The following is a 12,700-nucleotide window of genomic DNA, read 5'->3' on the forward strand; positions in this document are numbered from 1 at the left end:
AAAAGTGCCATGAAAAAACCGACCTCCCAATCATTAGATTTTTGGTCTAACTTTTGGGGATCGGTTTTTTCATGGCATCATACTGATATTTAAAATATTCAGACTAGTTTCCCATCTGCTTTGCAACTTCATCTGCAAAGTTTTCTTCTTTTTTCTCAAGACCTTCGCCTGTCTCGAAGCGAACGAATCTCTTAACTGAAAGGTTTGCACTGTTATCTTTTGCAACCTGTGCGATGTACTGAGCAACTGTCTGCTTTCCATCTTCCGCTTTTACATATACCTGCTCTAAGAGGCATACTTCCTTTAATTCTTTGTTTAAGCGTCCCATTACTGCGCCTTCGATTACCTTCTCCGGCTTTCCTGCCATCTTAGGATCCTGTGCGATCTGAGCCATAAGAATTTCTTTCTCATGCTCCTTATATTCCTCAGAAACTTCATCGGTAGAAACATATTTAGGAGCAAGAGCTGCGATTTGCATAGCCACGTTAGACAGAGCTGTTTTCACATCATCATTTACAACATCTGTATCCGCTTCCACGATAACGCCAATTCTTCCGCCGCCATGTACATAAGAAACAACACAGCCGTTCTCCGCTACTACTTTTTCAAATCTTCTGATATTTAAGTTCTCACCGATTACTGAAACCTTATCGACCAAAGCTTCCTTTACAGTCTTAGAAGTATCTTCTTTCCATGTTTCATCCAAAAATGCTTCGATATCCGCTGAATCAGATGCTACTGCCTGTTTTGCAACGTTCTCAACGAAGTTCTGGAAATCTTCATTCTTTGCAACAAAGTCCGTTTCGGAGTTAACTTCAACAACTGCTGCACATTTATCTCCGTCCACAGCGATACGGCAAAGTCCTTCTGCTGCAATTCTACCAGCTTTTTTCTCCGCTTTCGCCTGTCCGTTCTTTCTTAAATACTCTACTGATGCTTCCATATCACCGTTATTTTCGGTAAGTGCCTTTTTGCAGTCCATCATGCCTGCACCAGTAAGTTCTCTTAACTCTTTTACCATTCCTGCTGTGATATTCATTTCATTTCCCTCCATTAAACTGAACTTATTCTGCTGCGATTTCTTCCATATCAGTTGCCTGAGTATCCGCCTGTGCTGTCATTTCTTCTGCTACTTCTACGAATGCTTCCGCTCCCTGATTTGCTTCGATTACAGCATCAGCCATTTTGGAAACGATTAATTTTACAGCTCTGATTGCGTCATCATTACCAGGGATGATGTAATCGAGTTCTTCCGGGTCGCTGTTAGTATCACCGATACCGATCAAAGTAATACCGAGTGTATGTGATTCCTGTACACAGATTCTTTCCTTCTTAGGGTCTACTACAAAAATTGCATCCGGAATTCTTGTCATATTCTTAATTCCGCCTAAGTTCTTCTCAAGTTTTTCCCACTCTTTTTTCAGTTCAATAACTTCTTTTTTGGGTAGAACATCGAAAGTTCCGTCCTGTGACATTGCTTCAATTTTCTTTAATCTATCAATTCTGCTACGGATAGTCTTAAAGTTAGTAAGCATACCGCCTAACCATCTTTCATTTACATAGTACATTCCGCAACGTTCTGCTTCTGTTTTCACAGCATCCTGTGCCTGTTTCTTCGTTCCAACGAAAAGAATGGTTCCACCCTGTGATGCAATATCGAATACTGCTTTGTAAGCTTCATCAACTTTACCTACAGATTTCTGTAAGTCGATGATATGAATACCATTTCTCTCTGTGAAGATGTAAGGAGCCATCTTAGGGTTCCATCTTCTTGTCTGGTGACCGAAATGTACACCTGCTTCTAATAACTGTTTCATTGAAATAACGCTCATTGTTTCTACCTCCATTTGGTTAGTTTACTTCCATGCACTTTACTCCATTGCCTACCTTTATAAATCAAAGGCACCGACAACAAATGAGCACATGTGTTTTTTCACAACATTCGAATTATAACATAACAAAAACCCTTCTGACAAGGGTTTTTACTAAACTAACTAAATTTATTTTATCTATAATGCATAGACCTACTGAATAGTTGCTACTATTCTACCCTTTGTCCCGTAATCAATCTTGCAATTGTTTCCTCATTCGCACCAGCAGGTATCTTATATTCACCAGCCATAACTTTTCTATCATAACCATTGTTAAGCATATAAGTCTCGAATTCCTCCGCCGAAGAGATTAATTCACTCTTCACAAGGCGCTCTCCTATACTATAAGGAAGTTCTCCCTTTTTAACTGTGAAAATTGTCGGCCCTGTAGGAAGCATACCTTCGTCCCCTTCTTCAAAGCCTCTGTCTTCTTCCGTATCTGAAGCCGCCCTTTCTTCCGGAGTATTCTTTTCCAAGCCTGCATTCTCTTCTTCCTGAACTGACCCGGTAAATGAAGAATCAACTGTTACCTCTGCTGCTTCAGTTTCTTTTTTTACCAAGGCACCCTCTTCTCGCTGCTTTCGGTCTTCCATATATTCTGTCAGCACCTTATCTTCTATCATACCAAGAGCCTTCGCTCTTTCCTTAATTTCTTCGTTAGTTAGCGATTCTTTTCTTCCACCGGTTATAATAGACATAATAACAACTGTAACTATGACACCCAGTCCAATGCCTCTTAAGTAATATTTCAAATTCATACTTGCTCCTGCCTGCCTCTATCTTTGCCACGCATTTTTTAAGCCTGCTTAAAAGTTTAAGTTGCCTTAAACAGGTCAATGACTAATTTCACTTCTCCGACGCCAAGCCCCAAATCTTTTGCTATTTCCGCATTGGATTTCCCTAACTTATGAAGTATCAATATTTGTTCATTGTTATTTCTTCTACCGTCTTCCGTTTCCTCAGCGATACCTTTTTCAGATTTTACTGCTTCCGACTTTACTTTTTTTTCATTTCCGACTATTTTTGTTTTGTTTGCATCCGTCTTGCGCCTTGTACCTCTTTTTGTTACCACCTTTTCCGGCTCTATCGGGGCAAACTCGACTTTTATTTCAGGAAGAATTGTTACTTGTCCGTTTTTCTTTGGCAATTCCTTACTTGCCGGCTTTTCTTCCTTCTTCGCCTCTTCCTTCTTAGGGTGACTTTTATCGTCTACACTATATTGTATCACCTGTTGTATTTCCTTTGATGCTTTTCCGGCTTCATTTACTGCATTTAACAAACTATCATGCTTATCCGTGAGCATATCGTATAAAAAGATAATTTCATTATGACTTTTATTAATTGTCTCTAAGACAAAGTCTGAATACTCATTAACTGCCATAATTTTCTCATTTGTCAATCGTTCCATGGAGCGTTCGGTCTTTTCCATCGAATAAGTAATCGTCTCATCTACAATATCATTAATACGATATTTCGCATCCGCAATTTCTTTTTCCAACAACTCTTTTATCTGTTCTCTATCGATCTGCGGCGCTTTTTCTTCCGTCTTGTCCTTTCTGGCGGGCAATACATAACTTAGTACCATTATAATGCCACCAATAACAAGAAGGACAATTTCTGCTGTACTCATAGACTGCATTCTCCTAAATTTTCATATCGAATCTGCTCATATTTTTAATAAAGACTTTTCCGTCGGAGTCTTTATTTTTTCCTTCATCCTTTTTACGATTCTGTCCGCCATCTCCGGAATATTGCCCATTTCCCTTATCTTTTGCATCGAATCGCTTATTTTGATTTTCAGTATTTTCTCCATGGTGAACCTGTGTGGTACGTTCATCCACCACTTTATTGAATTGGGTCTGGAAATTATTCTGATCCACTATGCCTTTATTGTTTTCATTATGCCTTATCGTTGTGTAATCTTGGGCACGTGCAATCTGCCCTTGCAGTTCAATACGACTAATTGACATCTTTTATGACCTCCTTTTTTATCAAAGTGCTGTCATTTTTACTTCTCCATCAATTTTAAGGAACTTACAATACTGCATTTCGTTTTTCACTACCATGGATACATCACCGATACAAATTCTTGTTCCGGCAAATACCACACCGGTCACAACAACCTGTGCTCCGGTCATGTTACCGATAGCTTCCTGAATTCGATCTATTTCTTCTGTTTTTTCTTCTATTTCCTTTGCCTTTTCCTTGTTTAACATAATGAGGGACTTCATGTATTGTATTTGATCAGGCGGTAGTTTCATACCTTTCGCCAACTTCTGTTGGGTTGCAGCCAGAAGAGGCTGCACAGAACGAACGACCTTCGTTGCTTCCATAATATCTTTTTGTAGTTCCTGTATTCTTACCTTAATCGTAGGGTCTGCCCCTACTTCGATAATTGTATCTGCTCCCATAGAAGAACCGAGTGTCTTAACAGTAATCGTATTAGTTGCGCTCACACGACCACCTGTGATAAACCCCCGGCGGCCGCTTACTGTAATCTCACTCGCTGACTGAACAGTACTGTGCAAAATAGACTCTGCAGATACATAGCCGCCCGCCATCGCCGTAGTATTTTCCATGAATTTCGAAATGATATTTCCTTGTGCTCTTAAAATACCACGATTCATGCCATTCATACCTCTGGCTATAATAATATCGCCGCCCGCCTCGAGATAGGCTCCCTCGACAACACCCTGTACCTCGATATTGCCTCTTGCCTTAACAGTAAAATTAGCACAGACATTTCCCTTTATCTTCACGCTTCCTTCGTAGTCAATATTCCCCGTTGAATTATCCACGTTATCAACTGCCAGAACATCCGATACAAATACTTTTTCATCCACCAGAGTTACATGCCCATCCACTTCGGATATCATTGAGAGCTTATCCTCTGAAAGCGTAACGTTTCTGCTATATTTCAATACTTTCTTTTTAACGTCCCTGGGTTTTATTCTCTCTCCTGCAACGTTCGTACCAGATTCACCTGCATCCTCTGGAAACAATCTGGCAATTACCTCGCCTTTATGACAGTGATTTATCGTATTTAAATGAAAGAAGTCCACACTTCCATCTTCTTTTAACGTTGGTTTCGCCTTTAAGTCAGTTTTGAAATAATATTCAATATATGCATCACTGCCATGGCGCGGTTCTTTTCCTCTCGCTACGATAATATCTTCACAATAACGTCTTTTTTCGAAATATTTATCAATTTCCTCTTCCTGTATACCATACTTTATGCCTTTAAAACCAAGATCATCCATAAATTCTTTCTTGGTTATATTTTCGCCGCCATGAGAAGATGGATAAAAACGAACAATTGCCGTCATCTTGTCCGGATTCACAACTATTTTATAGCTTTCTCTCTCTTCTCTTTTCGTTTCATTGTTTATCACTACTGCATAAGCTTCATTTCTCCCAATTACCGAATGTAGTGCTTCATTATCATAAGCGATATTCCTGTTCGTCAAATACTCCAGAATCTCGCCCATAGAAACCGCCATGCCCCCATCTGTAGGTGGAAATACTTGTAGCTTCGTCAATTTATCTCCACAAATAAGTTGAAAATATCCATTCATATGAAATAACCCCTTTATTTCGCAGTCAATACGCCTATATAGTTCCCCATTTTAGTTTTCATCTTCTGCAACCCCCGTGTATGCAGTTGTGAAATCCTCGATTCAGATACTTCTAAAATATTACTGATTTCCTTTAATGTCAAATCCTCATAATAATATAATTCAATGACACTACGCTCCCTTTCCGTAAGAAGGGCGAGTGCCTCTCCCAACATTTTTTTCAATTCTCCCTTTTCTACTACTTCTTCCGGGCTGTCGAAATGAGCATTTCTATTGTTCTCAATAGGAACTTCACTTCCCTGTTCCATAAATTCATTCAATGATACAACATTGGTGATTTTCATCTGCGACTGCCACTCGATAAATTCCGTCTCCGTAATCCCAAGTGTTGCTGCAATTTCCTCATCAGTCGCATTTCTTCCGTGTATCGCTTCTATTTCCTTAATCGCAGTATCAATTTTCTTCTGCCGCTGTCTTATTGTCCGAGGAATCCAATCCATCTTGCGTATCTGATCAAGGATAGCTCCCCTAATTCGCAGACTCGCATAAGTTTCGAACTTTACCTCTTTCATGCTGTCAAATTTATCGATCGCATCGATCAAGCCGAAAACACCATATCCCACCAAATCATCATATTCTACATTATAACCCAGATACATACTAAGCCTACCTGCTACAAGTTTAACAAGCGGAGCGTATTCCAAGATAAGCTTTTCACGTATTTCCGGCATCTGGGCCCTTCCGTATTCCTCCCACAGCTTTTTTCTGCCTGTTTCGTCCATACTCTCCTCCAGTTACCTTTAAGATTATCCACCTATGAATTAGCCGGCTCCCCTTCTCCAGCCTCTCTTTCTTCCGATTGTTCCACTTCTTCAGACATCGTAAGCACCTCATTTTGCTTGTCGAAAAGATCGAGCATCCATTTCAACAGACAGCCTATTATGTAAAAAAGCACTAGTACACCAAGCAGAATCAAAAGCATTTTATTTGTTTCATAGTGGAGTAACCACATCGTAATACTGGTAAATGCACCTGCAAACAGCATCAAAAAGGGCGGTATCAATTTTCGTTTCATTGTTTCTCCCCTCTTTTATCCCTGTGGAGTAACCACATTTATATTACCCTTTCCGTTTTACCCACCGCACGAATCACAAAATCTCCTGTTTCCGGATAGAATATAACGGTTCTTCCGTAATTTTCTCCTGTATCATGTGCCAAGAGCGGTATTTTAAGCTCCGATAATTTCTTCTTCGTTGCCTCTACATTCCTATCTCCAATACGGACTAAATCTGATTTATTTTGAAATGCGAACATCTGTGCTCCGCCCGCAATCTTCGCCACAAGCCGGCCTTGATTTGCTCCTTTCGCGACTATTTGACGCACCAGTTCGACAATTCCTGTATCCGCAAACTTAGGAATATTACTGTTGTTTTTAATCTGTGTGCTATCTGGAAGCATGATGTGTGCTAGACCGCCCACTTTAGTAACAGGGTCCCGAATTGCAATACCAACACAAGACCCTAATCCTAAAGTGGTGACGGCATCCGGACTCACACATATTTTAAGGTCCGCCATTCCGACTTTTATTGTTTCACTCATAACTTTCTTGAGTCTCCTATTTTTCTCTAGTACACAACTATCCTCACATAATCCCGAGAGAAGACAGTATCTTTCCGTAAGACTCCAAATCAGGAATCAGGATAAAATAGCCATCCAACTGAATCTCATCAAAAAACTGCGTTTGAATCAATAGTATTTTATCTCCTAAAGTTCCAAATTCAATTGCGGGAACGCTTAAAATTGCTCCTGCCATATCTATTGCCAATGATGGAATCGTAGGATATATACTTAATCCTGTAAGAGATGACAAGGAATTCAAGTAAGATCCGGTTATAATGTTACCAACCTCCTGCAGTGCAGACATTTCCATTTCTGAAAAATCATCTCCGTCTAAGGTCATTCCCATAAGTTTACTAACTAAATGCCTCGCCGAATCTTTCTCAAGTAAAAACATAATGCTTCCGCTGATATCGCCTTCTACACCGAGATATATGCCCGCCATTAACTGCTCTTCCCCCCCCATAAGGGAAGCTACATCCTGAAAATCAAGCAATTTTACTTGTGGAACGGACATGTCCACTTTGCATTGCAGCATCTGTGCCAAGGCTGTCGTCGCATTACCGGCTCCAATATTACCCAATTCCTTTAATACGTCAAAATACTCCTGAGACATCGTCTCCAAATCAAGATTAGACACACAAACCTCCTATGCGTTCTCTCTATCCAGTACAACCGTATTCAAGTCAAGAAGGGATATCAATCCTCCATCCCCATACTTTCCAATTGCAAAAATAAAGTTTTCACGCTCTTCTTTACTGTCATATGCTACTTTTTCAATCTGTGACTGATCCAGGGTAACTACCTCTTTCACTTCATCGACAATTACGCCGATATTACCCTGTTGCTCCAACTTTAAAATGATAATTCTGGTGGACTTCGTATATTCATCCAAATCGAGTTCCATCTTCAAGCGAATACTCATAACAGGAATCACTTCGCCGCGCAAATTGATAACTCCGCGTAAATATTCCTGCACCTTGGGAACTCTGGTAATATGCTGCATACGAACAATGTTATCCACATATTTAATATTGATACCATACTGTTCTTCACCAAGGCGTACTACTATGAATTGAGTAACGTCACTCTCTGTGCCTACTTTTAATTCTTCCATTTGCTATTCCTCCTTAAAACAACGCATTCGTGTCCAGAATAAGGGCAACCTCACCATCGCCCAAAATAGTTGCTCCGCTGATAATCTTACATTTTGTAATATATCTGCCCAAAGATTTGATAACGATTTCCTGCTGTCCCATAAGTTCATCCACCACAAGACCTGCCAATCGACTACCTTTTTTAACGATAACAACCGTCATATTATCTTCCGGATCCTTCTTGCTCTCAATATCGAGCACACCGCTCAATCTGATAAGTGGAATAACGACTCCCCTTAAATGAATTACTTCTTTATTCTGTACCGTCTTAATTTCACTTGGAGATATATCTTCAATCGTCTGAATCGAACCGAGAGAAACTGCATATTTTTCTCCACCCACATCTACCATAAGTGCCTGAATAATCGCAAGAGTCAACGGCAGACGGATAGTCCATATACTTCCCTCTCCTATCTTACTCTTAACTTCTACTTCACCGCTTAAGGCTTCAATCTTAGACTTTACAACGTCAAGTCCAACCCCTCTTCCTGACACATCAGATACCACATCTGCTGTAGAGAATCCGGCATGGAATAAGAGATTCACAATTTCCTGGTCAGACATATTCTCGCCCTGATCTACTGTGATAATACCTCTGCTTATCGCTTTTGCCTTCACAGCTTCTGTGTTGATTCCTGCACCGTCATCTCTTACTTCGATAATAACGTTATTGCCGTCCTGATAAGCATCGAGGAAAATAGAACCTACCTTCGGTTTTCCTTTTTCTTTACGAACCTGTGCCGATTCTAGACCGTGATCCGCTGCATTACGAAGCAAATGCATCAAAGGATCTCCAATTTCATCCACTACCGTACGATCCAACTCAGTCTCTTCACCCGTCATATACAGTTCCATCTGCTTGTCTAACTTCTTAGAAAGGTCGCGAATCATTCTCGGGAACTTATTCACTACACTTTCAATCGGAACCATTCGAACCTTCATTACCGATTCATGCAGATTAGTCGTCACACTCTCCAGATATTCAATTTGTTCATTGAACCCATTGCTTTTTGCACTCTCTCCACCGGATACAGATACCAAAGAGTTCTTTGCGATAATAAGCTCACTTACCAGGTTCATAAGTACATCCAGCTTCTCTATATCTACTCGAACCGTTCTATTTACCATCGGCTTCGATGCCTGTGTCTTCTTCTCAGCCGCTTTCGTTGCAGTGCCGGTCTGTTGAAGCTGTCTTTCTGTCTGAACCTGCTCCAACGATGTATTCTGATCGGAAACCACACTTCCTGTATCCTCAGACTCTATATCGGATATGGATAAAAATCTCTCTTTATCGATATCTGCTCCCTGTACTTTTTCAATCTCGGAAACATGCTTAACTGCATTGAGCACTTTATCTAACGGGCTGTCAGAAATAAAAATCAAACTGAAGTCCAAGTCGAATTTTTCATCCTCAATATCCTGCACCGGTGGGGTCGACACAATAATTTCACCCAACTCTTCAAGGGCCTTAAAAACAAGAAATGCTCTCGCAGCCTTTAAAATACAGGTTTCCTGCACTTTTACCGTAATTCCATATACATGTTTGTTCTGTCTGGCAGCTTCCTTTAAGACACGTTTTTGCGTATCATCGAATGCAATATCCTGCCATTTCTCCACTTTTACATCTTCGGCAGGAATGGCAACAGCCTCTGCTGCTTTTGCGACCGGTGCTGATTCGCTTCCCTTACTGTCCAGAACTTCATTTAAAAGCTTAATTAAAGGTTCGTTGTCGTTCGTTCCCTCATCGCCCGTTTCCTGTATTGCATTCAAATATTCTTCTAACGCATCCAGACACCGGAAAAGGATATCGATCATATTCCCTTTTACCTTGATTGTACCATTACGTACTTCTGAGAATACATTCTCCATATCATGGGTAAGCGCCTGCATTCTCTTATACCCCATCGTCCCTGCCATTCCCTTCAAGGAATGTGCCGCACGGAAGATTTCATTAATCGTATTCGCATTATCCGGTTCTTGCTCCAGATTTAATATTTCAGTATTCAAGCTTTGCAAATGTTCTTTTGTTTCATCAAGGAAAATTTCGAGATATTGGCTTACGTCCATTTTATATTACCCCCACGTTCATTATGATTTCCTGTGCAATGCCTTCAAGAGGTATAACTTTATCGGAAAGTCCTGCGTTCACTATATTCCTGGGCATACCATATACCGCGCAGCTTTCTTCCTCTTGTGCAACTACATGTACCTTTTTTTCATTTTTCAGATAAGTAATTCCTTTGGTTCCATCAGCGCCCATTCCTGTCATTACCACACATACAATCTCACTGTAGCGGCTGCCTGCCAGAGATTCATACATATAATTGGCACAAGGCTTTACACCCTCTCTATTAGGCTCATCCGAATAATAAATCACATGACGATTACCTGCATAGCGCACATTAAGGTGTTTCCCGCCTCTAGCAATATACACCATGCCAGCGGCTAACACATCTCCATCTTCAGCTTCTTTTACCTGTAATTCGCTAAGAGAATTCAATCTCTCTGCCAAAGATGCTGTAAAGCCAGCGGGCATATGCTGTACAATTATGACCGGAGCGTTTAATTTCGCCGGCAATTTGGTAATCACCGTTTGCAAAGCTTTCGGTCCGCCGGTAGAGCTCGCAATTGCCACTACCTTATTACCTGATAACTGACCTGTATTTCTATTCATAAGCTCTACTACCTTTTTCGCGTTTCCACGACATTTCCAGTCCTGCTTTTCCAAGAATCTTTTATCTGTGTCCATTATATCACAGACTTCCCTTCTCATGAGTGCAAAGTCATCATTATTCGACACTTTTTCTATTTTGTCTCAGATAAAACTGGAATTATTGGTCGTCGCCTTTCTTTCTTAAAATTTTTCTCTCTTCACCGAAAATAAATTTAATAATTTCTTCCCGTGTTTCTTTATCGATATTAATATATTGTACCCGACACTCGAATGTACCTTCTCTATTCTCCATCGCTTTTACATGAAGAACCTTGCCGAGCAGATCGTATACCTTCATTCCTTTATCACCATCGAGCTGATACTTACATAAAAGCACACTATTTACATCATACTTGAAATCCGAGATAAAACGAAGTCCGCCGCCGCTAATATCTACAATCACACCCTTTTTATAAGGAAGATCCGGAATTACAAATTCTTCTTTCTTTATCTTTCTTTCAAGAGCCTCTATTTCCAGGGGCTCTAATTCCCTGATATCCACCTGAAGCGCACAACTGAACCGAAAATACTCCCGTCTCTGTTCCTTACTCAACTTGCCGATTACTTGCATGGTGAGAAGATAGACATTATTTCTTTTCGTTCTATCAACCACTTTAGCACGGCACTGATAAATACTTGTATCCGTATAAAAAGACAAAATGTATTCTCTGTCGATGGAAAGAACAATGAGTTTTGCCTTTTTCATAGGCATAGCAATCTCAATTCTATCCTCCGCTAAAACATCATATACTTGACTCGAATATACTCTAATCTCCGACTCGATTTTCCCTTCGTTCTCTTTCTTTATTTCTTCCCTTATATCAACTTTACTCCCCGGTATCACATATTTTGATAAAATTTCACTTGCCATGAAGTCACCATCTCTTTATTTCTTTCTACTTAATATATGAGAAAGGAATGCTGTCATTCCTCTCCTGCTCCCGGTTTTATTAATTTCTTTATTTGCCAATATCGCTGTCAGCTCTTCATAGGCAAGCGCTGATTTCGCAGTCGGATTCTCCATCGATACAGGCTTTTGCTGCATTACTGCCTTGCTAAGCTGTCCATCCTCCGGTACTTCTCCCAAGTATTCCATCGGAATCTCTAAATATCTTGTGACAACGGAATAAAGCTTATGATACAGACTCTCTCCATCCCCTCTTTTCAACACCTTGTTAGCGATCATTCGAATCTTTGTTTCCTCTTTCGAAAAATCCGGATGTCTATTCAAAGCTTTCAGCAACGAATAGGAGTCTGTAATCGATGTTGGTTCCGGCGTCGTCACGAGTAAGATTTCCTGACTAGCTACGAGAAACCCAAGTACCGCTTCAGATATTCCGGCTCCGGTATCAATAATGATAACATCTGCAATGGAATCGAGTTCGGATAGTTTCTGAATAATAAAAGCAATGTTTTCCTTCGTAAGATTGGATAATCCTGCAATGCCTGAACCTCCCGAGATAAAACCTACCTCCATCGGTCCCCATGTAATAATTTCCTTAATACTTTTCCCCTGATAGATTAAATCGCTTAAATTGTGCTTCGGTACCGTTCCAAACATGATTTCAATATTCGCAAGCCCAAAATCTGCATCGAGAATAACCACTCTCTGTCCCATTTTTCGAAATTGGATTGCCAGATTGATGGATGTGTTGGATTTACCCACTCCTCCTTTTCCACTGGTAACCGTGATAACACGTGCCAGCGGTTTTTGCGAATGGTTGTTGGCTTTTATAATATTTCTTAACTGCTGCGCCTGGTCCATAT

The 12,700-nt window shown here is 40.4% G+C and carries 15 protein-coding genes; all 15 read right to left on the reverse strand.

All coding sequences use genetic code 11. The features are described 5' to 3' along the window. Positions 1 to 103: 103 nt before the first annotated feature. On the reverse strand, positions 104 to 1,039 hold the full coding sequence (gene tsf, locus RBB56_RS01475) for a translation elongation factor Ts (RefSeq protein ID WP_306720632.1): 936 nt from the start codon (positions 1,037 to 1,039) through the stop codon (positions 104 to 106). 25 nt (positions 1,040 to 1,064) lie between these two features. Further along, positions 1,065 to 1,832, reverse strand: coding sequence for a 30S ribosomal protein S2 (gene rpsB / locus RBB56_RS01480; protein ID WP_306720634.1), 768 nt, complete (start codon positions 1,830 to 1,832; stop codon positions 1,065 to 1,067). A gap of 209 nt (positions 1,833 to 2,041) precedes the next feature. Beyond that, complete coding sequence (locus RBB56_RS01485; RefSeq protein ID WP_306720636.1) at positions 2,042 to 2,629, reverse strand: hypothetical protein; 588 nt, start codon at positions 2,627 to 2,629, stop codon at positions 2,042 to 2,044. A gap of 56 nt (positions 2,630 to 2,685) precedes the next feature. Further along, complete coding sequence (locus RBB56_RS01490; RefSeq protein ID WP_306720637.1) at positions 2,686 to 3,501, reverse strand: DUF6115 domain-containing protein; 816 nt, start codon at positions 3,499 to 3,501, stop codon at positions 2,686 to 2,688. Between the two features lie 13 nt (positions 3,502 to 3,514). After that, positions 3,515 to 3,841, reverse strand: a complete 327-nt coding sequence (locus RBB56_RS01495) for a hypothetical protein (RefSeq protein WP_306720638.1) — start codon at positions 3,839 to 3,841, stop codon at positions 3,515 to 3,517. 21 nt (positions 3,842 to 3,862) lie between these two features. Next, positions 3,863 to 5,446, reverse strand: coding sequence for a DUF342 domain-containing protein (locus RBB56_RS01500; RefSeq protein WP_306720639.1), 1,584 nt, complete (start codon positions 5,444 to 5,446; stop codon positions 3,863 to 3,865). 14 nt (positions 5,447 to 5,460) lie between these two features. Continuing rightward, positions 5,461 to 6,228, reverse strand: a complete 768-nt coding sequence (locus tag RBB56_RS01505; RefSeq protein WP_306720640.1) for a FliA/WhiG family RNA polymerase sigma factor — start codon at positions 6,226 to 6,228, stop codon at positions 5,461 to 5,463. 32 nt (positions 6,229 to 6,260) lie between these two features. After that, entirely contained in the window at positions 6,261 to 6,521 is a 261-nt protein-coding gene (locus RBB56_RS01510) for a hypothetical protein (protein WP_306720641.1), read from the reverse strand. A 38-nt stretch (positions 6,522 to 6,559) separates the two neighbouring features. Then, positions 6,560 to 7,045, reverse strand: coding sequence for a chemotaxis protein CheD (locus RBB56_RS01515; RefSeq protein WP_306720642.1), 486 nt, complete (start codon positions 7,043 to 7,045; stop codon positions 6,560 to 6,562). A 43-nt stretch (positions 7,046 to 7,088) separates the two neighbouring features. Further along, positions 7,089 to 7,703, reverse strand: coding sequence for a chemotaxis protein CheC (locus tag RBB56_RS01520; protein WP_306720643.1), 615 nt, complete (start codon positions 7,701 to 7,703; stop codon positions 7,089 to 7,091). 9 nt (positions 7,704 to 7,712) lie between these two features. Then, positions 7,713 to 8,180, reverse strand: a complete 468-nt coding sequence (locus tag RBB56_RS01525) for a chemotaxis protein CheW (protein WP_306720645.1) — start codon at positions 8,178 to 8,180, stop codon at positions 7,713 to 7,715. A gap of 13 nt (positions 8,181 to 8,193) precedes the next feature. After that, complete coding sequence (locus tag RBB56_RS01530) at positions 8,194 to 10,287, reverse strand: chemotaxis protein CheA (RefSeq protein ID WP_306720646.1); 2,094 nt, start codon at positions 10,285 to 10,287, stop codon at positions 8,194 to 8,196. 1 nt (position 10,288) lies between these two features. After that, positions 10,289 to 11,020, reverse strand: coding sequence for a CheB methylesterase domain-containing protein (locus tag RBB56_RS01535; RefSeq protein WP_306720648.1), 732 nt, complete (start codon positions 11,018 to 11,020; stop codon positions 10,289 to 10,291). 31 nt (positions 11,021 to 11,051) lie between these two features. Then, positions 11,052 to 11,804 (reverse strand): flagellar brake protein, encoded by a 753-nt coding sequence (locus RBB56_RS01540; RefSeq protein ID WP_306720649.1) that lies wholly within the window; start codon positions 11,802 to 11,804, stop codon positions 11,052 to 11,054. 15 nt (positions 11,805 to 11,819) lie between these two features. Beyond that, positions 11,820 to 12,698, reverse strand: a complete 879-nt coding sequence (locus RBB56_RS01545) for a MinD/ParA family protein (RefSeq protein WP_306722062.1) — start codon at positions 12,696 to 12,698, stop codon at positions 11,820 to 11,822. Between the last annotated feature and the right edge of the window lie 2 nt (positions 12,699 to 12,700).

Source organism: Kineothrix sp. MB12-C1 (assembly GCF_030863805.1).
Classification (GTDB): domain Bacteria; phylum Bacillota; class Clostridia; order Lachnospirales; family Lachnospiraceae; genus Kineothrix.